The organism is Methanosarcina sp. DH2, from assembly GCF_020804225.1.
Classification (GTDB): domain Archaea; phylum Halobacteriota; class Methanosarcinia; order Methanosarcinales; family Methanosarcinaceae; genus Methanosarcina.
Window position 1 is genome coordinate 78653 of the sequence record NZ_WJBI01000004.1, and the last position, 24488, is coordinate 103140.

20 protein-coding genes are annotated in these 24488 nt (G+C 39.4%); 8 read left to right on the forward strand and 12 right to left on the reverse strand.

The features are described from left to right. Positions 1 to 330: 330 nt before the first annotated feature. The gene (locus tag FXV91_RS07610) at positions 331 to 897 is read left to right on the forward strand and encodes a flavin reductase family protein (protein ID WP_229389985.1); all 567 of its coding nucleotides are present in this window, start codon (positions 331 to 333) and stop codon (positions 895 to 897) included. Between the two features lie 202 nt (positions 898 to 1099). Here FXV91_RS07610 and FXV91_RS07615 read toward each other — a convergent pair whose 3' ends face one another. The 4 genes from FXV91_RS07615 to FXV91_RS07630 all read right to left on the reverse strand — a co-directional run bounded on the left by FXV91_RS07615 (position 1100) and on the right by FXV91_RS07630 (position 7462). Further along, on the reverse strand, positions 1100 to 3193 hold the full coding sequence (locus tag FXV91_RS07615; RefSeq protein ID WP_229389986.1) for a PAS domain S-box protein: 2094 nt from the start codon (positions 3191 to 3193) through the stop codon (positions 1100 to 1102). 525 nt (positions 3194 to 3718) lie between these two features. After that, positions 3719 to 4915 (reverse strand): aldo/keto reductase, encoded by a 1197-nt coding sequence (locus FXV91_RS07620; protein WP_229389987.1) that lies wholly within the window; start codon positions 4913 to 4915, stop codon positions 3719 to 3721. Positions 4916 to 5126: 211 nt separating this feature from the next. Then, entirely contained in the window at positions 5127 to 6320 is a 1194-nt protein-coding gene (locus FXV91_RS07625) for an aldo/keto reductase (protein WP_229390221.1), read from the reverse strand. An 893-nt stretch (positions 6321 to 7213) separates the two neighbouring features. Then, positions 7214 to 7462: a hypothetical protein gene (locus FXV91_RS07630; RefSeq protein WP_229389988.1), complete on the reverse strand. Its 249-nt coding sequence runs from the start codon at positions 7460 to 7462 to the stop codon at positions 7214 to 7216. Between the two features lie 709 nt (positions 7463 to 8171). Between FXV91_RS07630 and FXV91_RS19725 the strand changes: the two genes are divergently transcribed. Next, positions 8172 to 8348 carry a CRISPR-associated endonuclease Cas1 gene (locus FXV91_RS19725; protein ID WP_345945481.1) on the forward strand — a complete coding sequence of 59 codons (177 nt, stop codon included), beginning with the start codon at positions 8172 to 8174 and terminating at the stop codon, positions 8346 to 8348. 95 nt (positions 8349 to 8443) lie between these two features. Then, a complete protein-coding gene (locus FXV91_RS07635) occupies positions 8444 to 8962 on the forward strand; it encodes a CRISPR-associated endonuclease Cas1 (RefSeq protein WP_255679988.1) in 519 nt (172 codons plus the stop codon). Between the two features lie 251 nt (positions 8963 to 9213). Here the strand turns inward: FXV91_RS07635 and FXV91_RS07640 are convergent, their stop codons facing one another. The 3 genes from FXV91_RS07640 to FXV91_RS07650 form a co-directional block, all read right to left on the reverse strand. Further along, positions 9214 to 10971: an ATP-binding protein gene (locus tag FXV91_RS07640; RefSeq protein ID WP_229389989.1), complete on the reverse strand. Its 1758-nt coding sequence runs from the start codon at positions 10969 to 10971 to the stop codon at positions 9214 to 9216. 708 nt (positions 10972 to 11679) lie between these two features. Next, positions 11680 to 12255 carry a hypothetical protein gene (locus FXV91_RS07645; protein WP_229389990.1) on the reverse strand — a complete coding sequence of 192 codons (576 nt, stop codon included), beginning with the start codon at positions 12253 to 12255 and terminating at the stop codon, positions 11680 to 11682. A gap of 104 nt (positions 12256 to 12359) precedes the next feature. Beyond that, positions 12360 to 12527 (reverse strand): hypothetical protein, encoded by a 168-nt coding sequence (locus tag FXV91_RS07650; RefSeq protein WP_229389991.1) that lies wholly within the window; start codon positions 12525 to 12527, stop codon positions 12360 to 12362. A 289-nt stretch (positions 12528 to 12816) separates the two neighbouring features. On the opposite strand from FXV91_RS07650, the gene FXV91_RS07655 reads away from it, so the two are divergent. Continuing rightward, positions 12817 to 13212 (forward strand): DUF6326 family protein, encoded by a 396-nt coding sequence (locus tag FXV91_RS07655; protein WP_229389992.1) that lies wholly within the window; start codon positions 12817 to 12819, stop codon positions 13210 to 13212. 344 nt (positions 13213 to 13556) lie between these two features. Here FXV91_RS07655 and FXV91_RS07660 read toward each other — a convergent pair whose 3' ends face one another. Beyond that, a complete protein-coding gene (locus FXV91_RS07660; protein WP_229389993.1) occupies positions 13557 to 13856 on the reverse strand; it encodes a carboxymuconolactone decarboxylase family protein in 300 nt (99 codons plus the stop codon). Positions 13857 to 14757: 901 nt separating this feature from the next. Next, positions 14758 to 15297, reverse strand: a complete 540-nt coding sequence (locus FXV91_RS07665) for a GNAT family N-acetyltransferase (RefSeq protein WP_229389994.1) — start codon at positions 15295 to 15297, stop codon at positions 14758 to 14760. A gap of 451 nt (positions 15298 to 15748) precedes the next feature. Here FXV91_RS07665 and FXV91_RS07670 point away from each other — a divergent pair, with 451 nt between their 5' ends. Together FXV91_RS07670 and FXV91_RS07675 are read left to right on the forward strand one after the other, a co-directional pair. Beyond that, a complete protein-coding gene (locus FXV91_RS07670) occupies positions 15749 to 16069 on the forward strand; it encodes a cupin domain-containing protein (protein WP_229389995.1) in 321 nt (106 codons plus the stop codon). A 561-nt stretch (positions 16070 to 16630) separates the two neighbouring features. Further along, entirely contained in the window at positions 16631 to 17920 is a 1290-nt protein-coding gene (locus FXV91_RS07675; protein ID WP_229389996.1) for a hypothetical protein, read from the forward strand. Positions 17921 to 18062: 142 nt separating this feature from the next. Here the strand turns inward: FXV91_RS07675 and FXV91_RS19730 are convergent, their stop codons facing one another. Beyond that, positions 18063 to 18188: a hypothetical protein gene (locus tag FXV91_RS19730; RefSeq protein WP_255679989.1), complete on the reverse strand. Its 126-nt coding sequence runs from the start codon at positions 18186 to 18188 to the stop codon at positions 18063 to 18065. A 17-nt stretch (positions 18189 to 18205) separates the two neighbouring features. On the opposite strand from FXV91_RS19730, the gene FXV91_RS19735 reads away from it, so the two are divergent. Next, the gene (locus FXV91_RS19735) at positions 18206 to 18328 is read left to right on the forward strand and encodes a hypothetical protein (RefSeq protein WP_255679990.1); all 123 of its coding nucleotides are present in this window, start codon (positions 18206 to 18208) and stop codon (positions 18326 to 18328) included. Positions 18329 to 18398: 70 nt separating this feature from the next. On the opposite strand, the gene FXV91_RS07680 is transcribed toward FXV91_RS19735, so the two are convergent. Further along, entirely contained in the window at positions 18399 to 20732 is a 2334-nt protein-coding gene (locus FXV91_RS07680) for a hypothetical protein (protein WP_229389997.1), read from the reverse strand. 369 nt (positions 20733 to 21101) lie between these two features. On the opposite strand from FXV91_RS07680, the gene FXV91_RS07685 reads away from it, so the two are divergent. Next, complete coding sequence (locus FXV91_RS07685) at positions 21102 to 21263, forward strand: hypothetical protein (RefSeq protein ID WP_229389998.1); 162 nt, start codon at positions 21102 to 21104, stop codon at positions 21261 to 21263. On the opposite strand, the gene FXV91_RS07690 is transcribed toward FXV91_RS07685, so the two are convergent. After that, positions 21260 to 24448 (reverse strand): PKD domain-containing protein, encoded by a 3189-nt coding sequence (locus FXV91_RS07690; protein WP_229389999.1) that lies wholly within the window; start codon positions 24446 to 24448, stop codon positions 21260 to 21262. The genes FXV91_RS07685 and FXV91_RS07690 overlap by 4 nt on opposite strands. Between the last annotated feature and the right edge of the window lie 40 nt (positions 24449 to 24488).

A 24488-nucleotide genomic window follows, 5' to 3' on the forward strand; every position in this document is an offset into this window, starting at 1 on the left:
TAATTTGCAACTGATAACCGCCTTTAAGAGATATCGGGTGTCCAGTAAATAATCCTGAGATTAATTGAAAACGGCACAAAAATCCTTATTAAAAAATCACTGGAGAACTCTACAGAGAACAAACAATTGAAAAAGCCAAATAAAGACCGATTACTGATTGATTTATCCGCAGGTATAAGTATTAAGTATTAAATATTTACTTCTCCTTTAGGAAATTTCAGGAGAAATTTCAGGAGAATAAAGAAGGGAAATAAAGATAAGGGCAGTAATAAAGATTCGGAACAATAGATCACGAAAGCATTTTGTATTATCGAAAAGAAGGTTCTAACCATGAAGCAATCAATCGGAGCAAAACCACTTGCATTTCCGACCCCTGCATGGGTTGTCGGCACCTATGACATGAACGGGAAGCCAAATGCAATGACTGTGGCCTGGGCAGGGATCTGCTGTTCGAACCCTCCATGTATCAGCGTATCCTTAAGAAAAGCGACTTACAGCTATGCAGGTATCATGGAAAATAAGGCGTTTACTATAAACATCCCTTCTGAAGCTTATGTAAAGGAAACCGACTATTTCGGCATTGCGAGCGGAAAGGATGAAGATAAGTTTGAGGCAGCCTGTCTTACTCCGGTGAGGAGTGAGCTCGTACCCGCCCCTTATATAGGAGAATTTCCGGTTGTCATGGAGTGCAAACTTCTTCACAGCCTTGAGATAGGGCTCCATACCCTGTTCGTAGGAGAGATAATAGACATCAAGGCAGAAGAATCCGTGCTTGATGAAAATAAAAGCCTGGATATAGAGAAAATAAGGCCTCTGATATACGGGACAGGAAATAGAAGTTATTATAGTATCGGATGTAACCTTGGAAAAGCGTTTTCGATAGGGAAAAAAGCCTGAAACTGTAATGGCAAATAAAGTAGAATAGGACAGAAAAGAGCAGAATAGGACAGAAAAGAGCAGAATAGAGCAGAATAGAGCAGAATAGAGCAGAATAGAGCAGAATAGGGTGAGCTAGAGCAGGATAAAGAGGGATACAGCAGAATAGGACAGAATAAAAACAGTCATAAAAACTGAATAGGGCAGAAAATATGTTCTTTGATTAATTATTAGAGTTGAGGGGTATTGTAAAAATGAATTTACTTCCTTTCCCAAACTCGCTTTCAACCCATATTCTGCCTGCATGCATTTCTACAAATTTCTTGACAAGAGAAAGTCCAAGCCCTGTTCCTTCCTGATTTCCTAATTCAGAGTTCTCAAGCTGTGTAAATGGCTGAAATACCTTTTTGGCTTCTTTTTCAGATATTCCAACGCCCGTATCTTTGATGGTAATTTTTGCTCCATCTTCCCCAACCCTGGCATCAACAGTAACATTTCCGCCTTCGGGAGTGAACTTGATAGCATTATCCATCAGATTGTACAATATCTGCTTGAACTTCGTTCTGTCAGCCTTTATGTCTGTTAGCTCTTGGTCAACCGTGCTCAGGATCTGTATGCTTTTCTTTGATGCCAGAGGTGTCAATAACGTCTTAACTTCAGAGACCGAACCGGATATGGAAAACTTCTCTACGTTAAGTTCCATCTTCCCGGCTTCAACCTTTGAGAGGTCCAGTACATCGTTGATCAGCTTCAGGAGATGACCTCCGCTCACTGAAATATTACTTACATATCTGAGCTGTCTTTCGTTAAGCGGGCCGAAGTTTTGAGTAAGCAGCATGTCAGAAAAACCTATGATCGAATTCAGAGGTGTCCGCAGTTCATGGCTCATGCTGGCCAGGAACTCACTTTTTGCCCTATTGGCAACTTCAGCCTCCATTTTTGCTCTAACAAGCTCATTTTGCATATTCTTAGTCTCGGTTATATCCGAAATTATCACGTACAGGAATATTTTCCCGTTCATCAAAATAGGATAGCTGTAATTTTCAACATCACGTAATTCTCCGCTGGACAAGCGGTGAGTGAAATAGAAGTGATTGAGATCCCTTGACCTCGCCTGCTCCAGTTCTTGTAATATTTGCTCTTTTGGAAGTATATTGATGTCAGCAATATTCAGGCTCAGCATTTTCTCTCTGATATATCCGTAGTAAGAACAGGCAGCCGAATTTACATCAAAAATATTTCCCGTATCCGGGTCGATCAGCATTATTACAGCGCCGTTATTCTGAAATACAGAGCGATATCTGCTTTCACTTTCCTTGATCAGTTTCTCTGCTTTTTTGCGCTCAGTAATGTCTTCTATAATGTATATGGTCTGAATGTGGTTTCCATTTTCATCCTTTAAGCCCGAGGAATTAACATTGACATCTACAGGCTTCCCACCTTTTCGGACCATCCTGTATTCTTTATTGAAGGAAAAACTCCTGTTCTCTATCTCTTCTGAGGATTCATGAAACTTTTTCAAGTAATCTGGATATATGACGTTGTTTATGGGCTGCTCTATAAGCTCTTCCTGCCCGTATCCAAGGAGCTCTTCTACACGGGAATTGCAGTCAACAATAATCCCTTTTTTGTCCGCCAGAATAATCAGATTGGCAGCATTCTTAAACATGGATCTATAGATTTCTTCCCCTGCGTGTATTGCTTTTTTAGCATTCTTGCGCTGTATCCCCATACCTATCAGGTTTACAGCTATTCTGAGTACTGATATATAGTCGTTTTTCCAGTTCCCACTCTTTCTCACATTGTCCATTCCCATGAAACCTGCAAGCTTTCCATCTACATACAGGGGTAAAACAATAAGGGATTTTATTCCCTGTTTTTCAAGCACCTCTTTTTCTGCTGCTGCTTCTGATGGCAGAGCTGAAACATCGGCTATATGGACTATTTCATCTTTGCGAAGTTTCTTCATCCACCAGGGACATGTATTGGGAGAAGCGTTTTGCAGGTTGTTTTTCTGAGGCTCCACCCCTTTAGCACACCATTCATGGGTGTTGTCTATAGTAATTCCGTTTTCACGGATCAGAAAGATATAGCTCCTGCTAGCCCCACAGAGAGCCCCAATTTTTTCGAGTGCAAAATTGATATCCCTTTCAAGATTTGCAGGAGCGGTGAACATGTTGGAGATTTCAAGTAATACTTCCTCTATCTCCAGTTTGCGCCTGATTAATTCCCTTGATTTGATTGATTCCGTTGATTTGATTGATTCCTTTGACTTTATTCTGTCAGTATTATTGAAGACCGCATCGGAATAGCTCATTGTAATTCCATCCCTTCAGGCAGTATCAGAATTCTCTTGTTGGTCCAGCGGATGTTTTTTGCATCCTGTACTTAAAAGTACGGCTTATCTCCTTTTTTAAAAAAAGACAAAAACCTCTGCATATTCTTTCCAAATCTTCTTAATACAAATTTATTTTGCGAACTTCTCCACTTTTCAGATATACATATAAGAAATTAGATGTACTATATAAGAAATCAAGAGGATAAAATTTTATCTATATTGTAAACTTCTGGCTCTTTTTACTTATCATTCGATAAAACTATAGTATATAATTATATCTGAGGCTGTTGACGCAAAACTGAATTTATCTCGATAAAACTTACAATAACCCGGCAGTCAGGCAGGCCTGGACAAAAATAAGCTCTTTTGAATCTGGAAGAGATGCAGACTGAACTGAGTAGCTTTGACTTTATATTAGTTCCATAGCCAGTTGTAAAAAACCGATTCGATTAATTCAGGTTAGGGTCGTAAGGTTAGAAAGATCAGGGTCGCAGCATCCGACCTTTACTCTTTCCCAAAAGCCTTTTTCGCTACTACTCTCCATCCCTTGAAGTCTTTTCCCTCAAACTCGTCTTCAACGGCTGCAAGCAGGGACGGTATATCCAGATGCTGGGGACATCTTTCAACACACTGTCCGCACTGTCCGCATTGAGAAGCATAGCCTGGAACGTCGCCTCTAATTATTCCTCCGGGTTTTGCCGCATACATAAGTTTTGCTTCTTTTTCATTTCCTGAGATGTAAAAGTTATCGTAAATTTCAAAACAGCTCGGTATGTCCACTCCTGAAGGGCAGGGTGTACAGTACCTGCAGCCTGTGCAGCCGGTTTTCATGAGTTTCCGGTACTTCTGCTCTACTTTTTTTACGAGTTGAAGTTCATTTTCTGAGAGGGAATCGGGATAAGCCACACCGGCTATTTTCAGGTTCTCTTCGATATGAGATTCTTCGTTCATGCCTGAAAGTACTACTGTAGCCTCAGGATGGTTCCAGATCCAGCGAAGAGCCCATTCTGCTGGAGTGCGTTTTACCTCAGCTTCGTTCCATATATCCTGTACTGCAGGAGGTATGGGGTTTGTCAGCTTACCTCCGCGCAGGGGTTCCATAACAATGACCCCCAGTCCCTTTGAAACGGCATATTCCAGCCCTTCAGTTCCAGCCTGGTTTTTTTCATCCAGGAAATTGTACTGGATCTGGCAGAAAGTCCAGGGATACGCATCCACAATGCGCTTAAAATCCTCGATTGACCCGTGGAAGGAAAAACCTGCATTTATAATTCGCCCGTCAGCCTTTGCTTTATCAAGAAAATCGTCCACACGGAGAGCTTCCATTTTATCCCATAGTGTCCCTACGAGACCATGCACAAGATAATAATCTATATGATCTGTCCTGAGCCTCTCAAGCTGGGCATTAAGGATCCTGTCCATATCTTCCCTGTTTTTCACGGTCCAGGACGGAAGTTTTGTAGCAAGTTTGACCTTTTCGCGATATCCGTCAGCAAGAGCTCTCCCAACGAAAGGCTCACTTTCTCCCATGTGATACGGCCATGCTGTGTCTACGTAGTTTACCCCATGATCTATTGCATAGCGCACCTGCTGTCTGGCTCTCTCTTCGTCTATTTTTCCTTCTTTGAGAGGAAGACGCATGCATCCGAAGCCGAGTATCGAAAGTTCGTCTCCATTTCCTGGCATTTTTCTGTACAGCATTTCCATCACCTTACCGTTTTAAGTTGCTTCCGTGATTTTTAAGGGTTTCTACATTTTAAATGACTTTCGATATTTGGTCTTTCCTTACCCTTTAGCCCTCCCTTACCCTATAACCCTCCCCCTTTAGCCCTTCCTTAACCTTTAGCCCTTCCTTAACCTTTAGCCCTTCCTTAACTTTAGCCTTCAATTAACCTTTAATCCTTTTTAGCCTTCAGTCTACCCTGAACGTCTGTCTTGCAGCGGCTTTCCATGTTTCCAGATCAGTCCCCTCGAATTTCTCTGCAATGATTTTAAGCAGAGAAGGTATATCCAGATGCTGCGGGCATTTTTCAAGGCACTCCTTGCACTGCATGCACCGCGAAGCATATCCAGGGACATCTCCTTTTATTATTCCACCTGCTTTTGCTGCGTACATCATCTTTCCTTCATTTTCGTTCCCTGAAAGGTACAGGTTGTCATATACTTCAAAACAGGTAGGGATATCCACTCCCGAAGGGCAGGGCATACAGTACCTGCAGCCTGTACATCCGGTATACATAAGCGTGCGGTATTTCTGCTCCACTCTATTCACAAGCTGCAGTTCGCCTTCATTCAGGGAGTTCGGATAGGCTTCATCTGCTATTTTCAGGTTTTCTTCGATATGAGATTCTTCATTCATGCCTGAAAGTACTACTGTAATCTCAGGATGGTTCCATACCCAACGGAATGCCCATTCTGCAGGTGTATGTTTTACCTCTGCTTCGTCCCAAATCTCTTTTATTTCAGGAGGTACCAGACTGGTGAGCTTGCCTCCGCGCAAAGGCTCCATAACGATTACCCCCAACCCCTTTGAAGCGGCATATTCGAGTCCTTCAGTCCCTGCCTGGTTTTTTTCATCCAGGAAATTGTACTGGATCTGGCAGAAAGTCCAGGGATACGCATCGACAATGAGCTTAAAGTCCTCTATTGACCCGTGGAAGGAAAAACCGGCATTAATTATACGTCCATCAGTCCTTGCTTTATCAAGAAAGTCCAGCACATCAAGCTCTTTCATTTTATCCCATAGAGCTCCTGCCAGATTGTGCAGTAGATAGTAATCTATATGGTCAGTCCTGAGCCTCTCAAGCTGGGCATTAAGGATCCTGTTCATATCTTCCCTGCTTTTCACTATCCAGGAAGGCAATTTTGTTGCTAGCTTGACCTTTTCACGGTATCCATTAGCAAGGACACTACCCAGGAAAGGCTCATTTTCTCCCAGATGGTATGTCCAGGCTGTATCAATATAATTTACTCCGTGATCGATTAAATAACGTACCTGGCTCTTTGCTCTCTCCTCGTCAATCTTTCCGTCTTTGACAGGAAGTCTCATGCACCCCAGGCCCAGTATTGAAAGCTCATCTCCAGTCGACATCTTTCTATAAAGTATTCATCTCCCCCCTTATTTTCCCGATCTCCATTTTTTTCTTTATCTTTAAAAATGAGTCCCAAATGAAGCGTAAAATCCCAGGACCTTTAGCCCTGAGAAGCGAAGTGTTGACTTAACCCCTTATTCCGTATGCATTCCTGCCTCTTTACAAACAATTCCGGGAAAGAAGGAAAACAAATTCCATTGCATAGCGTTATTTCTCCTGTGTAATATCTCCCTGCTATCTTTTCGTCCCCCGGAGTTCGTAAGTAATGACCGATTTTAGTTCTCAGGCAGTAAAAGCACCTAATTTCAGATTCTTTTTGACTGAAAAATGAATGCGGCTTTGCCCACTTCAGCAGTCATCATTTCTCAAAATAATATCTTAAAATTAGATTCCTATCTCAATAATCTAATTTTGAGAATATTTAGGGTAACGGTTTTTAGTTCAGAATCAATGCTCTCAGCTATTATTTTTAATCTGTGCATAAAAATAACGTGATATATTAACGAAAATCTGGTACTATCTTTCGTCTTTTTCGTTCCAGGGTCTACAACAGGATGACACGCATTAACCTTCCTGCAGACGGCAAAAATATGAAAAAATATGCAAGAATAAGAGTAATTCAAAAGTTAGGATTATTAAAGAGCTGATCCCAAAACTCAAATTGCTTTTCTAAATCCCTTATTCCAAATAATTAATCGAGTTTCTGATCATGGAAAATGCTTCTAAAGGCTTCTAAAGATTTCTGACTAGAGAATCAAATTGGTTTTGAAATGAGCTCTCCATATAAAGTAAAAATAACATTCTTAGACTATGCAGAAAGTGAGTGAACGAGTAATGCATAACAATTTTATATACACTAATGATTACGTAGAAACCACGCATAACCACTGCAGCCATAGCTCGGGATTTACAACAACTCAGAAATTTTGTCTGCATCCCGAAGCCCTAATAGTACCGCGCCCACGCCACGTTCTGACAGGCGTATGTACGCAAATCTCTTTGAAACGCTTTTGTCCACGAGTTTAGCGCGATACAATTCATTGACTGCATTTTTATCTAGTTTTGATTGCTTTTCCCAACCTTCGTTTATACCAAGCATCCCAATTTCATATAGATGCTTAAGTATTTCGTTTTCCATAGCTTCTAACATATACATATCTATTAACTCCTCACTTCAAATTTGCCCTGTATATGGCAATTTTAATCTGAGCAAATTTAGGAAACTTTTTAATATCTTCCGGGATTATCAAAATTTACCATTAATTCCGTTAGCTCTTGACTACAGTCAATTTAAAACCCCAAAAATAATAAAAAGACTTTAATTTATCTTTCCGTCTTTACTTGTTACATTCTTTCCAAATTTTTATTTATCATCAAATCACTTCTAACTATTTAAATTTTTTGAAACACTGTGGCTTTTAATTCGTTTATTCGTTTTTATATTTGAGGTTTTACCAAAAACTACAAAAATGTTTTAAAGTCTAAAAACAAATAAAAAATATTGAGGAAAGCCCGAAAGAGTTATGTTCCTTTCCAGTATCCCCCGGTACATAGGAATCAACATCTTCCAGACAATTCTTATTCACATACCTTACCGATTATTCCTATTGGTTATTTCTCACTCTTTTGACCTATTAACTCCCTTACCTTACAATACCCAATTATCCATTTTGTTATTTTAAATTAATTCTACAAAAAATAATTTCTTAACAAAAGTTACTGCCACATAAAAAATTATAAAATCGAACAACAAATTAATATTAATGACGTTTTTTATTACTTTCTGGAATCTTCAAAATTTAGTCGTGTCCTTGAGTTAGTGATCAATTCCAAAAAAGCGAGTAAGAGCCTATCCGAAAAGTGTTGTGACCCACCACTTATATGGGATAGAGGCAGGCTTAGCCTGGAAACACTGTAATGAGTTTTCGAAGGCTGTTCCAAAGGAATATGATTTCTGTTCCAGGATAGACCAGTACAGAAGATCTGCAGGATCTGGGGATATGGTAAACACCATGCTGAATTATGGCTATTCTCTGCTTTGAATCTGAGTGCCTGAGAGCCATTGTGGAGCTGAATCTGAATGTATGAGAGCCATTAACTTTGTGGAGCTTGATATTCATGTAGGGTTTTTGCAAAGATGACCCCAAGCAAAAACAGCTTAGCCTATGGCTTTCAGGAGCCTTTCAGGTTCCCTGTGGATCTGGCAGTTATCAGCCTGATTGAAAGTGGAACTATGGAAAGTAAAGACTTCATAAGGACAGAAAATTACAATCTCAGGCTAAAACCTGCAGGATCCAGGAAGATTGTTAATGAGTTCTCCAATATACTGAATAAAAAGGTAAGTTACCAGGGTAAAGAAAGTACCTGGAGTTATGTTATCTTTTTGAAGGTAAGAGAATTAGCCCATTATCTTACAAGCAAAAAGGAAAAACTGGATTTTGTTAAGCCTGAATATGAGATTGAGAGAATTGATTCTTACGATATAAGGCAAAAGATTCTGAGTATTTCTTATGTTGACTGGAAGAGATTAGGTTTTTCCAAAGGCACTTTGCATTATATGAAGCAGAATGCAAAATCAGATAAACCGTTTACCCTTAATGCTCATGTACTGGATAGAGTAAATAAGTGGGAAGCATTGGTTTCAGGTCAAAAGTAAAATGTAAAATTTACTGTAAAATGTAAAAATGTAAATTTACAGTAAAATAGTAAAATGGCATCAAGAAAAATTGTAAATTTACTGTAAAATAGTAAAACAGCTTAAGAAGAGGCAGTAAAATGGTTGTAAAAAGGAATAAATTTTGCAGAAAAGCTGGCACACGTTCGTGTACTGCTGAATGGTATTGGGCGAAAATGGGAGTTTCATACTTATAGGATTTATACTGTCAAACCGAGTTTCTATGTAACTAATTATATTGAATCACGCCTCTCTTCTATTACTTGGATTACATCCTTCATTTCTGGTAATATCTCTTCTTTTTTCATTTCTTTTGCTATTTTTGTACTATTTAATGATACGTGATACTCCGCTTGACTCCAAGCAGATAATCTACTTAATACTTCTTTTCCTGAAACTAGAGTTAATTTTCCGTCTATTGACTTCCAATATTCGTCCACTATCGCTTTAGCTTTTATATTTGCTTTTTCGCGTTCACTTGGATTCTCATTTGAGATTTGAATAGATATTCTATTAAATGTATCAAAATAAAAATCATTGCATATTTTTTCTAATTGCTCAGTTATTTTTGACTCATCAGCACGTATGCCCAGATTTGTTTCCCGATTAATAATTCTGCTGATGGTTTCAGGAACTATTAAATAATTCTCGATTTCTTTTCGTTCCCAAATATGGAGCTTCACACCGCTTCTCTCTGCATCTTTTAATCTTTTCTCAATTTGATATTTGGTATAATAGTCACTATCTAATATACAATATACATATATTGCTTCACCTGCATTATTTTTTAAAAACATTGATGATTTAGTTGCTAAATCCCATCCACTCCAACCTCTTAAAGACATGTTAGGTATAATATCGATTGGAATTTCGGCTTTTGGAAATAGAGTTTTATGTAAAGGTTTTAGAATAATTAAGTCATCACCTTCTACAAAAATACATTTTTTACACTTCCAAAGCCTCATGAGTTGTATATTGTGAACCGCACCAATATTATCTATTATTTTTTGTACAGCGGGAATAGTGTTTGTAAATCTCGATATTTGCTTTGTTTTATCAACTACCAATATATTTTCTGGCTCTACTTCGGAAATAATTTCAATTGAATGTGTTGCAACAATTAATTGATGGTATTGTTCTCCCAATAGCAACCTAATTATTTTTCTCTGCAAATCAGCGTGCATGTAAGTATCTGGTTCATCTATGATAACAATGTTGTCTTTTTCAGTAAAAGACAAAAACCACATAATTTGAAGCCATATCTGTAGCCCATGTCCCATCCAACCAATTTCTGCAGAAAAATCAGTATCTCTTACAATTAATGATATTTTTTCTTCGCCTGGGCTACCATCTGTATTAATGCTCTTTATTTGACACCCATCCCAACTAGTTTCCACAAGTTCTCTAAATTTTTTGCATCTCTCTGGGTAAATTAATATTTGATTTCTAAAATGGCGGGAGGATAGTCGTGAGAAAAGGTTTTGTTTAACATAGTCTTTACTAAGCCTTTTTTCTTCTAAAAATAAGGGCGAAATTTCTGGCAAAATCAAGACTGCGGGAAGATTTGTGGCTGATGCTTCACTTCTTGTTTTAATTGCATTGTTATTTTTATCTTTTATAACAGCAAATATTTTTTCTTCTCCTCCAATATATACTTCAATTGACTCCCCTGTCGTAAAACTAGCTTTAATTTGAGCTGTCAGCTTATTATAACGATAACTTACACTCCCAAAATGAAAATCATAGTCTTTTAGTGAAGGTGCAACTCCTTTGTGCCCAATAGGAATATCTAACCAATCTGGAGGTTTATTGTAATTTACACTTTTGTATTTCGCTGCTATTATTGAAATGATTCTAAGAGCTTCAATAATAGTTGATTTCCCAGTATTATTTTCTCCAACAATTATTGTATTTTGTTTAAAAGGGACTCTATGTTTTCGATAACACCTAAAGTTAATAAGCTGCAACTCTTCGATCATTTTTGCACCCAAGTTCGTTCTTCAAAATCGTTGGACTGATCTCAAAAGATAGAATTAATGGCTAGAAAGATAACGGAACCTTACATATAAGGCATCTTTTTACATTTTTCTGTTAGGCATTTAAGATTATTGAAGAGTACTTAAGTTATTCGAATCATGTCAGATATTGTTACTAAAGATTTATCTTACATTTGCCAATAGTCTAAAAATGCACAAAGACACATACAAAAAAAATGATATTATTTATAAGCAAATACTATAAATCATTTTTTAATTCTGCTTAGTTCAACTTTTGAAAATCAGAACTTGGGTATTACTTTTATAAAAGAGTACAAAAAATTTAACTTATTCATTAAATTTACTTCATAAAAACCAAGTGATTTTTGACCAGGGCAACTTTTGAAAAATATGGTTGTGCATAACTCATACAAAAGCGTACACTTTTTTTGAAGATCCCTATATCCCTATCTTTTAGTGCGAGGGATGGGATTCGAACTCAAGAACTCCTCATATAACAGATCTTAAATTTGGTATTTTTGCTCTGGCTTCTTGTTTTGTAGGAAATCTATTCTATAGATACCCACAGCTTCTAGCAGGCACTGTGTAAAAACAGGCTTATTTTTCAGACCCTTCTAGACACAAACACCTTGACCAAATGTTTGGAAAGGCTTTAAAGGGCTTAAAATGGCCTGAGATTTTCGATCTGTAATTCTCCTGCAGTCATGCTCTTTGTAGGCGGTCATATGTGGCGAATGCAAATATTATCCCTGCGTATCCATAGGCAAGAGAGAGGATTATGTCCTTTATGTTTATAGGCTTTGCAAAATTCTCAAACAGATATGAAAAACCATAGTCAGTTACATTTAATAAAAAAACAAATATTGCAAACCCAAAAATGAATGAAGTCGCTCTGTAACTACTTTCATGCAGGAGAAAGTCGAATAGCGCTGCAATCATTATTACTATTGCAACCTTTGGAATGTATATCCAGTCTCCAACCATTATGTGGCTTAGAATTCCAATACTCCCATATATTATGAAAATCATGGTGACGGATTTGAATTTCCTGATGACTAAGCTTACTAACGAAATAACATAGATTGTGGTAATGCCTGCGGCTGACCCACCTGGCATCTTTGAGAGGAAAATACTCAAGAAGACATTGTTCACAATGAACAAGACCAGTGCAGAACCAACAATAAGCCAGTCTTCCTTTGAAAGCAGTTCATTTTTCTCAATGATAGTTGTGCTTTGCTTGTTGTCTCTTTGATCCAATTTTTTTAGTTTATCTATCACAATATGACCTCTGGATTACTGTATAGATACAATTTCTTTTGGTAAAAAACATTTTTATCATTATTCAAATGACGATCTATACAGAGCCAAAAGTATCGTGTCCCTTACTTTGCTCCAGCGACTTCCCTTATCAATATCTTCCAATGAGACATAAGGTTCGGTTCAGTAAATTGGAGAACATTTGGAATCAATTCTTTTAATGCAATAGCAATCTTTTTACTTAAATCTCCAGACCAACCGATAAATATTTTCACGTTATCACTAACGGTCAAATAGTGATTTCTCTATAAAAATACTTTTAAATAGTAATATTTTTGTTCAGGCTCTTTAATAGTATGTTTAAAATGAATTAGAAAGATCACTACACTTACACTTCGAATAACAACTTTTTAACTTATTTGATATTTCTTTGTGACAATTCCAAGGCATCCTGCATGACATAATAAAATAAATTCACTTACAAGTAAAATAAAAATTATTTGTGGAAAGTAGATGAGTTATAATAGGGAAAATGGTAAACAGGTAAAGTTACTTTAAGATATCTCTAAGGAGGCAGAGGTTTTGGAAGATTGGAGGATAAAGATTTCAGTGCTCTGGCTCTTTGCATCAATTGCCTTTTTAGCTCATCAGATACTGGTGCTTATGGAACCAGGTATTATAGCACAATTAATGGCAGGAGAAGCAGAAGGTCAGAAAATAAGCCCTGGTATGATACTATTCTTTGCAATCTTAATGTTGGTTCCAATGATAATTGTTTTCTTATCCCTGACCTTGAAAGAGTCGCTGAATCGCTGGTTAAATATCATCGTGGGTGGGGTCTTTGCTGTCCTATGGTTCATTAGCGTAATTGAAGCTACACAGTCTGCATACTGGGGCGGAGCACTATTGACGCTTTCGGCAGTCGTGGCTTCGGCACTAATCGTATGGTATGCATGGAAGCACCGCCTAGCATCATGACCAATAAAGTATCAGTTATTATACTAATGAGCTGGTTTTAAAATTCCGACTACTCATATTAAGGCGAGGCAAAATCATATTGAGTAAAAAACAGATTAAGTATTAAAAGGCGACAGTTGAGTAAAAAAGGCAGATAACTAGAAAGTACTGATAACAGGACAACGGATTAAACAGCAGAAGTGAGTCTTTGTGGGAAGATAGGGTACCTGATTTTTGGGATTGAGTTTAGGTGGATATGAGTTTGGGATATTTATTGAGAAAAATAGTTTTCTCAGGTGCCCTATTCCCAATGTTATTTAGTCCTCCATCACATATAAAAATAGTGAAATTATCTTTTTTACCTTTTATAGGACATCATTCAGGGCTCTCGCAGCCGTGTAAACACTTCCAACTCCAAAAATATACTGAGCTATCCTTATTGCTTCCATAACCTCTTCTTTTGTAGCTCCGGCTTCCATTGCCTGAATTGCAAGGACTTTTACCCCGTCGACTGCACCGTTAGCTGCATCAAGTGCCATTGCAATAAGGAATTTGTATTTCATTGGCATTCCGCCTTCTGAAAATGCGAGTCCGCGCGTACTTTCGAGAAGCTTGAAAAATTCGGGATCTTTATCCATTATAACCTGCAAAGGGTTTTCTGACAATTTATCGCCTCCATATCAATATTTCTTTCGAAATTTCGGTTACATCTATTGGCATATTTCCTTTCATTTCTATTCCCTTTCGTTTCTATTCCCTTTCGTTTCTATTTTCTTTCGTTTCTATTTTCTTTCTTTTCTATTAGTATTATTCTATTTACTTATCACTCTGTTTACCTATCACTCTGTTTACTTATCGAGCTCATCCCAAAAGCCGTTTTTTATTTCCAATCATTAAGAATTTTCAGGGCTGTTTTCACTCTCATAAACCAGGTTGACTATCCCAGATATGTTTATCAATTAGCCGTCACTTGCTGCTTAATGGTTAATTGTCCTATCTTTCAGCCCTATTGAAAACTGTGCTTTAATTTAAATAGTGCTTTAATTTAAAACTGTACTCCAATTTAAAACTATACTTTAATTTAATTGACGGTGATCGGCTTCATTCGTGCCGGAGTGCAGGAAAAGACAGCTAAAGTCTGCCATGCAGCAATGTAAAAAAAGGTACTGAAAGTGAGTAGTATATTAGGAAGTGTAAAAAAGTGCGGAATAGCGTAAAAAAATGATGTAAAAAAATAATGTAAAAAAATGATGTAAAAAAATAATATAAAAAAATAACGTAAAAAGATATACTTTATGAAGGGGGTAGGGGCATCTGTTTTTCGGTGAGGTAGGAATTGGGGGGATAGGAATGTGGGGTTTTAAAAGAGTTTTCAGATGCCCAGTATGTATATAATACTTATAAATATATAAAATATGGTTTATACTGCTATATTTCAGCCTTTTCTGGAAGTACTCTAATTATTTCAATAACTTAATTGTCCTGAAGGACTGTATCTCTAGTCTCAGAATGTTCAGGAGAATAAGTGGTATTGAAGCAGCCTTATAAAAGGATTATAAAGCTGGATCAGAAACTTTTATTTTCTCTTTGAAGCTCATAAGTTATTGTTCCTTCTTCTGGGCCATTTCCTACAAAAAGAAAACCATTCTTTTCCAGTACACGAATCGAAGCTTTCAGACGCGGATACGTATGGGCTATGATGCAATCTTTTTTGAGGCTGGAAAAAGCCCACTCCAGCATTGACCGGACAGCTTCTGTTGCATATCCTTTGTTCTGGTAGTCGGCAAGCATGGAGTATCCTATCTCAAGAGTTCCGTCTTCGTGAACAAGGAATCCTCCGTTTCCTATCAGGACAGGCAGTTTCAGCTCCTTCTGATTCAGGAGCCAGTAAAAGGTCCAGATTTTTCTGTCTCTTGCCTGCATCCTCCCTATGAACTCTTCAATCACTTCAGGAGTGATCTGATCAGGCGGCCATTCCTGCGGAACATGTGCATTGAGCGTAGAAGCAAATGACGTGCGGTCATGCAGTTCCAGAAGATATAGCTTCACAGTTGCAGGAACCAGAGACATCCTTTCGGTGTTAATAGGAAAAAGAATCAGGGGCATGCAATGGATTTGTGTCTTTTTAGAGATAATCTTTTTGGTAAGTTACCTCTAAGGTCTGGAAATGAGATCAAAATGAGGGGGATGGGCATCTGAGAGTTTGGAGTGGTTTGGGAGTGGGGGTGTAAAAGTTGTTGGGGGTTTGAAAAGAGTGTTTCAGATGCCCAGTGATATAATAATGGCTGATATTATATAAAATTATGGATATAATATATTTTGATCAGATTTTTGATCAAATTCATCCGAAAACCGTGTTAGATCAAGATAGAAGTATTATCTATCTGGAAAGAATGCAGTTTGAAAAGACGTAGTTCCAGGCTTATCTGGAAAAGATTAAATTTGATGCTTAAATTTACCAGGAAACATAAAATAATATAAAAGATAATCTCATGTAAAAAATTCTGCCAGAGCTGGCATATCGATCTAATTTTTAGAAAGGAATAGAGGACTTCTTATGTTTTGTAAGAGCGATTCAAAAGAATATAAAGACCTTCTTCCCGGAATCCGGATGAAAACAGTAGTTTATGGGGAAAAGACCCTGATGACCGAGTTCCTTTTAAAAAGTGGAAGTAACCTTCCTTCTCATGACCACATCCACGAACAAACCGGCTATCTGGTATCAGGAAAAATTCTCCTGACTTTTGATGGAGAAACATTTGAAGTGAGCCCGGGTGATTCATGGAATATTCCCGGTGGTGTAATTCACAGTGCCGAAGCTCTGGAAGATTCCGTAGCTATTGAGGTTTTTTCTCCAAAAAGGGATGAATACTTATAATAAAAACAAATTTTTAAAAAGGGTTTCCCTAGTCAACTGATTTATATACAGAAACTCTTAAAAGGGATAATTCCGCTTTCTATCCGTGCTTTGCAGAGCTGTAACCAGCCTGCCAGATGCCATGGAGAACACCCTTCCTGGGGCCCGTCAAAAAAAGAAAAAAACACAAAAAGGAGACTTAAAAAAAGAATACTTATGAATATTTTCAGACTGTCTCTAATTTTGCTTTATTTCTTCTTTTCCTCTTTTTGAGAAAAGCCGCTCTCCTTTGTTAAGCGTGCCAAAACCGGCTTAACATAGCAAATAAGGCTGCACTGATTAGAAATATTTGCAATTCAGTCCTTCTGAGCAAAGCTCACTCCTATACCTCATAAATTAGTCCTCTTGAGCGGAGCAAAGCGTAGCGAAAAGGACCTCGTGCTCCCGAAGCGAAACTCGGGAGGCGAAACTCGGGAGGCGAAACTCGGGAGGCGAAACTCGGGATCCATACATGTGCTCATAATTACATAAGAATAGTATTTTATGTGATTTTTTATAATTTATTTTATGGGGAGTAAAAAGATGGGAAAGGAAAACATTCCACCGGGTTTTAAAGACACGCTTGATTTCAGACTCACGGATGCACTTTTCGGAAGAAGGGCACGCCGTTTTTTTATGGGGGCTTCGATTCCGGACGGTTATTTTAAGTATACATCAAAACATGATCCGTTGCCTCTTACGGAATGGGAGCAGATGGCAGTCCTATCTGCAGCAGCAGGCAACACGGGCTGGCACAACCTGATAATGCGCGGGGAAAGGTATGCACCTGCCCTTTCAAATTATGCATGCAGTGCTGGTGGTCGCACCTTTCCATCTGCAGCAGGCTTTCATACGAGTGAGCTCTTTTTTACCGATGATACTGGAGTCTACTTTTTCGAGACCCGTGACGCTCCGGAACTGGCAACACGCTCGGAAAGCGGGACTTTTGATGCAGAGGAACTGGTTAAAGCCCACAGGGCAAGAGTCCGTAAGATTTCCGAGGGCAGGCTGAAAATCCCTCCAGAGACACCTTATGTTGAAGCCCATAATACCTGGGTAGTCAACCATCCAGGAACAACCCTGATCATTCCAGTTGCAGACCTTGCCCAGCATGTGCTTGCCGGAATTTGCTATTATACACAGAACGGTGCCTGCTTTTATGACGACATCCACGGAGAAAAGATAGAAGGACTTGAGAAGTTTAGCGGGCTTGTTGACATAGAAAATCCTTTGCCTTTAAGTTTTCTTGAGCTGTGGTCTTTTTCCGAAGCGACCGCAGAGCTTTCGATTGCATGTTATGCAGGTATGCTCATGCTGCAGGCTATGGGCCTTGGGGGCTGGATGTTCAATGGCATGGACCCGTTTTCAATTCTGGGGGCAAGTGGAAATCCTGACGTTCCAGGACTTGGTTTCAGGTATGATACAGATGAACGCTGGACTCTTCCAAATCCGACAGGGCTTCCGGGAGTTTTTGAAGGCTATACTCCTCCCCATTACAGAGATATGCGTCAGGCAGTTGATGCACTTACCGAAAGGAAGTTCGGAAAAGGCGGGCCTTTCAATCCTGATACCCCGGGATACTACAGGGATGCAGTGGCAGTCCGGAGCAGCGCTGTACCTCATAATAAAGAGTTCAGAGAATGTGTTGCCCTGCAGGCACAGTATATCTACGATAGTTTCGGAAAGTTCCCGGGCACAGTCCCGAGCATCTTTGTTATGCCCTATCTTCAGGCTCATCACCTGGACCTCGAGTTCTATGACCACTTCTATGAAAAAGGAGCCTATCTTGAAACTCATGCAAAGCATATGGAGCGCTGGCATCCCGATAAATGAAAAAAAGGAACTTAACCGGGCTAAATGAGGGTATTTGCACTTGAGACTATAGTTTTTGAGAACTGGACCCTCTTACTCGTAGAGCTGAGTATACAGCTAATTGAGTACAGAGAAACGAGTAATCCAGCTGGCAATTACTTTATCATGGATACGCATCCACGGCTCTTATAAAGCCACTTGTGGGAAACATTGTCATGCCGATGATTACGCCTTTTGTTCCCGGCGTGATCTGGAGGAATGCGACAGTCGAGCTGGGGGAAGTCTGCACACTGGAGGAACTGGAGATTGTTCCCGGAAGCTTCTCCAATTATTGAGGAAAATTTCGAGAAACAAGTCCTATGGAAGAGAGGTCTTAATGGATCAAAAAAGAAAAGGTCAAAAGAAAAGATCAAAAAAGAAAAAAAATAATGAATGCATGAAGAATTTCATCATTTTCTCTGTTATTACCTCCTTAACACGTTAACTTCAATTCTCACCCTTAATTCGCCTCTATCTGGTCGATAATTTTCTTTGCCTCCCTGACCATGTAATCCGCTTCATCAGCCGAAATCTGCTTGCATACCTTCATTTTTTCAGCGAGATGAATGAAGGACTTAAGCATGGAAATGGCTTTTGCACCCTCACCCTTTTCATAATGATGCATCGAAGCATCAAGGAGATTGGTCAGGCCAGTTTTTGTCTTTGCATGGCACTTGTATGTACTTTCTACATATTCCTTGAGAGCCTGTGTACTATTCAAAGGCGTTAATTCAGAAGAACCGTTGTTCGGAACCTCAGCCGAAGCAAGGGTAAACATGTAGATGTCGGGATTTCCATTGCGAGAATCATACCACACTATTCTGTTTCCGTAGATAACAGGTCTCCCCTCTCTCATTCCCCATATCTCATCAGATTCTATTTCTACCCAGACTGATCCGCTGTTAGTAATCTGGGTTTCCCTGGAAGTGGAAAGATTATACATGTAAATATCGGGCCTGCCACTGCGATCATCCACCCACACAATCCTGTCTCCATAGATCGAAGGGAACCCTTGATTAAATTCATTGGTGGTTATTTGAGTCTCCGTGGATGTGGAAAGATTGTACATGTAGATATCCCAGTTTTCATTTCGATTGTCCTCCCATACTATCCTATCCTCATAGATATCAGGGAGTCTTTGAATTGAATTATTTGTGGTTATCTGGGTTTCTGTAGAAGTTGAAAAGTCGTACATGTGGATATCCAGGTTTCCCTTTCGGGCATCCGTCCATACAATCGTATCTTCGTAGATTGCGGGATAGTCCTGATACGATGCATTGGTGCTTATCTGGATTTCCGTGGAAGTGGAGAGGTTGTACATGTAGATGTTATTAATTGCCCATACTATCCTATCCTTGTAGATAACGAGATGATTTGATACGCCATCGGCTATTTTGGTTTTATTAGAAGTAGTGATATTATAAGTGTAGACCTCGGGGTTTCCATTTCGCCACTCATCCCACACTATCCTGTCCTCGTAGATAGCAGGAGATCCTTTGTCTGAGCTATCATTGGTGATCTGAATTTCGTTGTGGGTGGAGAGATCATGCATGTAAATGTCCCAGCTTCCAGTGGGATATCCAGATTGACCAATGCCTTTTCCATTGCGAGAATCCTGCCACACTATCCGATCTCCATAGATAGCAGGATTGCTCTGATATGATCCATTTGTGGTAATCTGCGTTTCAGTTCCAGCCTCCTTATTGCTGTTATCCACAGGCGACCCGGCGGAAGCAAGGGTAAACATGTAAATACCGTTATGTACCCATACTATCCTGTCCCCGTAGATAGCAGGGGAACTACCGTAAGCCGGTTCATGTACCCCCTCTGCAGTCAACTCGGTTTGAGTGGAAGTGGAAATATTATACATGAAAACATGACTTCTAAAATCCCATAAATCTTGAGTCCACACTATTCTATCCTCGTAGATATCAGGATCACCAGTTCTTTCAATGGCTATCATATTTGATGTGGAAGTAGATAGGTTATACATTACAACCATAGCGTTGTTTCCTGTACTATCTTCCTGCTCCCATACGATCCTGTCCTTATAGATTGAAGGATTCCATATTCTTATTCCAGGGTAAAGCCGGGTTTCCGTGGAAGTGGAAAGATCGTACACGCAGATCACGTGGTTTATAGAAAAGTACGGGTCTACGACAATTTCCGGATCGTCTATCTGCACTTCATCCACCCACACTATTTTGTCCCCGTAAATCGCAGGCTCACTCTGATTTGATTCGTTGGTGGTTATCCGGGTTTCTGTGGAAGTCGAGAGATCGAACATGTAGATATCCAGGTTTCCATTTCGATCATCCTGCCATACTATTTTTTCCCCATAGATAGCAGGACCACTCTGATTTGATTCATTGGCAGTTATCCGTGTTTCTGTGGAGGTGGAGAGATCGTACATGTATATATTCCAGTTTCCATTCCGTTTGTCCTCCCACACTATCCTGTCCTCATGGATAGCAGGACTGAACTGCGTTGAGCTATTGGCGGTTATTTGAGTTTCCGTGGACGTGGAAAAATTATACATGTAGATGTCCCAGTTTCCATCAGAGCTCCAGCTTCCAAGGGAGGGTCTCCAATAGTGTGCCTGACCTTCTCCATTCCGATCATCTGCCCATATAATCCTGTCTCCCTGGATGTCCAGACACTTTTGATTTGCTCCATTGCTGATGATCCGGGTTCTCATGCCCTCTGCCTGGACTGCAGTTGCATGCCCTATGGTCATTAGAAATAAAACAAAAAATATCCCAAAACAAATTGCTGTCCTTTCGTTAATTTTCATATATTTACCCCTTGACTCAATATAGAATTCTTTTACCCCTGGTTGGAATTTGCTCCAAAATCCAGTTATTCCTGCATTCGCATACCGAAATAAAATTGCAGAAAGAAATTCTTTCACAGTTACCCAGTAAATAAGAATATATATGTTCCGATTTTAAACAAAATAGAATAGTTTATTACCTATAATAATAAACAATTATCAAAAATATGAATTTATATCATTTTTTACAGAAATTATCATCATTATGGATAAGCTGTGCATTAATTATAAAATATTTCAGAAATTTGATTTTTAAATTCAGATCAGGGAGAGATTAGTGTACCTGCATTCCTTAACTGTTTTCAAAAGAATAGCTGAAATAACTAAGAAATGAAAAATGCTACAGATACAATTCAACTCTGGAATCCTGAAAAGAAGGAAATTGCTAAACATTTTAATAAGATCAAAAAAGAGAAAAATGAATGTATAAAGAGTGTCACTGGTTTTTGCTTATCACCTCCTGAAGTTCACAACTTCAATCCTTATCCTTAATTTGCCTCTATCTGGTCGATAGTATCTTCACTTAATTTTTCAGTATTCAGGCTTACTTCTTCTTTCTTTACAGGTTCAGAAACTGCTTTTTCAGTATTCGAGCTCACTTCTCCAATATAATTACAGACTGGTTTGGTTTCTTCGCAGATTGGCTTACAAACGGGTTTGGTTACTTCACAGACGGGTTCACAAACTGGTATAGTTTCTTCGCAGACTGGTTTAGTTTCTTGGCATACTTCGTCAGTTACACAGCCTGATACATTATCGGAGCCATTGTTTGGAACCTTATTGCCATTGTCTGTTCTATCTCCTTCATCCATCTGATCGATAATTTTCTTTGCTTCCTTTACCATGTAATCCGCTTCATCAACTGAAATTTGCTTGCATTCTTTCATTCTTTCAACGAGGTGAATAAAGGATTTAAGCATGGAAATGGCTTTTTCGTCCTCACCATTTTCGTAGAAACACATCGACTTATCAAGGAGAGAAGCCTGCCCGATTTTTGTCTTTGCATGGCACTTGTATGTACTTTCTACATATTCCTTGAGAGCCTGTATATTATCAAGAGGCGTTAATTCAGAACAATTGTCAGGAACCTGAGTATCATCATCCGTCTCATTGCCTTCATCCGTATCATTATCATCCAGAGGCGGCACCTCATCCGAAGCAAGGGTAAACATGTAGATATCCATATTTCCGTTGCGCTCATCACACCACACTACCCTGTCTCCGTAGATACTGGGAGTGGACCATGCTACTGATTTACTGGTGGTAATCTGAGTTTCCGTGGAAGTAGATAGATCGTACATATAGAGGTCTAATTCAGATCCAGAATCAGGAGGATAGTCACTATTGCGATGATCTGGCCACACTATCCTGTTTCCGGAGATATCGGGACCTCCGTAAGCTGAAAAGTCGGAAGTTATTTTAGTTTCCGTGGCAGTGGAGAGATCGTACATGTTGACAATTCCTTCCCGCCCTTCCCGATTATTTGTTCCTACTATTCTGTTACCCGAGAAAGCAATATTGTATAATTGTAAGGCTGAACTTACATTTTCTTGCCTGCTAGTCGAGAGATCATATACAGAAATGTTAGAGCCATCCATGTCAGGGCCCCACACTATCTTATTGTCGTAAATATCTACAAAAACATTCAAATCGGGATTATCTGGTATTGTGCTTTTGGTTATTCGAGTTTCCTTCTTAGTGGACAAATCGTACATGTAGACGTCAAATCCTCCGAAACCATCATCAGGAGCACTCCCGGAATTGCGCTTATCCATCCAGACTATCCGATCTCCGTAGATTTCAGACCCGTAATACACGGATCCGCTTGTGGTTATCCGGGTTTCTTTGGAAGTGGAAACATTGAACATGTAGAGATCCGATTTTCCATTTCGACTGTCCTGCCAGACTATTCTGTCCCCATAGATATCGGGGTTAAGCTGGTCTGCTTCATCGTTGGTGATCTGAGTTTCAGTGGAAATGAAGAGGTCATACATGTAGATATCTGCGTTTCCATTGCGCCAATCGATCCAAACTATCCTATCTTCGTAGATATCGGGATTTGATTGTCTTGAGTTATTGGTAGTGATCTGAGTTTCCGTACCCTCGTCCGTATCATTGTCACCCGGAACAGTTTTTTCTGAAATATTTATTGTGGCAAGCTTTGAATCTGTACCATTTTCATTGGTTACTGTCAGGTTAACTATATAGATTCCTGCTGTAGAGTAAGTATGAATTGGGTTTTTCTCTGTTGAATATGTTACATCTCCACAATTCCAGTTGAAAGAAACTGCATTTTCAGACAAATCTGTAAATTGAACTGAGAGAGGAGCAGAACCCTCACTGACGTTACTAGTGAAGTTTGCTACAGGAAGTTTGATCTCAGGCACGAACTCCTTCTCTGTTATCGCAGTCTGATTAATCCATATTTCATTTATATTTCCGTTAATGTCCACAGTGCGAGTACCGATGGTGTAGCTTGTTTCGGGTTCAAGGCCTGTGGCGTTGAAATGCTCTGCAGAGGTCTCAGTCTGGTAGGCTCCGTTCAAATAGATTTCAGTGTGGTTGAAATCAGCGTCTTTGGGGTTCTGCCATGTCCAGTGGATCCAGGTAGTACCTTTAGTAGATTGGAGGTTGGTAATTGAGGAAGGAGGTAAATTATCGGGCGTTAGAGCGGTATATGAAGTAGAATTATCCAGGGCAACGTTGCCTGCTTCATCCACAGCAGATACATTTACAGAATGAATACCTTCAAGTGCAACAATATTTCCTTTCCAGACATTCCCACCTGTATTTACAAGAGCAACTCCAGAGGCTACAACTGAACTAACTCCGACGTTGTCAGTTACATCTACAGTCACAACAATAGAAGCACCGGCATCAGGTGTACCGCTGCTTAACGTGACTGAGCTAATTATAGGGGCTTGAGTGTCAGATGTTGTTGTGGTTGCGGTGTAGGTTGCAGACTCATCGACCGCCGTATTTCCTGCAGCGTCGGAAGCAGTAACTGAAACGGTATGAGTTCCTTCAATAGCAGTTATGTCACCTTTCCAGACATTACCGCCTGTATTGACAAGTGAAACTCCAGATGCTATAACCGAACTAACTCCAACATTGTCAGTTACGTCCACAGTAACAGTGATAGAATTGCCAGTATGAGGCGAACTGTTGCTGAGGCTGACTGAGCTGATAACAGGGGCTTCGTTATCTAATACGTGTATATTACCTGTGATTATAGTTGGACTTATTAAGCTGCCACCATCAGCACTTATCTTTGTTGTCGGTATGCCCAGATCCGTAGTACCCGCCTTTTTTCCGGTTACAGTAATGGTTCCCAGTAAAACGTTGGTGTCCCCAGGGCCAACTTGACTACCAAGGTCAGAAACTTTTATCCAGACCGAACTCGAAGGAAGTGTAGAATTCCTTGGCAACTGTCCCCAATCAGGGAATGAAACCGCAGTGATTTCCGCAATTTCCGGATTTAAAATGAAAATTGTGATATTGAAACCTGAAATCCCTTCAGGAACTTCATCCATTACAATCCGGACATCCTGAGAAGAACCCGGATACACTTCGACTGTCTGAGGGTCAAATGAAACGACATTTGCTGCCGATGCACATGATATCCCGAGTCCAAAAAAGGTCACGAGAAGAATTAAAACTCTATACAAATTACTCATATTTCCTTACCCCTTAAAGCATATCATAAAGTATTACAAC

Bases quoted from the DNA above. Each gene is read 5' to 3' on its own strand.
- FXV91_RS07615 (WP_229389986.1), bottom strand. From the start codon at position 3,193: ATGAGCTATTCCGATGCGGTCTTCAATAATACTGACAGAATAAAGTCA.
- FXV91_RS07630 (WP_229389988.1), bottom strand. From the start codon at position 7,462: ATGTATATGTTAGAAGCTATGGAAAACGAAATACTTAAGCATCTATAT.
- FXV91_RS07620 (WP_229389987.1), bottom strand. From the start codon at position 4,915: ATGCTGTACAGAAAAATGCCAGGAAATGGAGACGAACTTTCGATACTC.
- FXV91_RS07675 (WP_229389996.1), top strand. From the start codon at position 16,631: ATGGGAAAGGAAAACATTCCACCGGGTTTTAAAGACACGCTTGATTTC.
- FXV91_RS07610 (WP_229389985.1), top strand. From the start codon at position 331: ATGAAGCAATCAATCGGAGCAAAACCACTTGCATTTCCGACCCCTGCA.
- FXV91_RS07680 (WP_229389997.1), bottom strand. From the start codon at position 20,732: ATGAAAATTAACGAAAGGACAGCAATTTGTTTTGGGATATTTTTTGTT.
- FXV91_RS07665 (WP_229389994.1), bottom strand. From the start codon at position 15,297: ATGCCCCTGATTCTTTTTCCTATTAACACCGAAAGGATGTCTCTGGTT.
- FXV91_RS07670 (WP_229389995.1), top strand. From the start codon at position 15,749: ATGTTTTGTAAGAGCGATTCAAAAGAATATAAAGACCTTCTTCCCGGA.
- FXV91_RS07690 (WP_229389999.1), bottom strand. From the start codon at position 24,448: ATGAGTAATTTGTATAGAGTTTTAATTCTTCTCGTGACCTTTTTTGGA.
- FXV91_RS07685 (WP_229389998.1), top strand. From the start codon at position 21,102: ATGAAAAATGCTACAGATACAATTCAACTCTGGAATCCTGAAAAGAAG.
- FXV91_RS07635 (WP_255679988.1), top strand. From the start codon at position 8,444: ATGACCCCAAGCAAAAACAGCTTAGCCTATGGCTTTCAGGAGCCTTTC.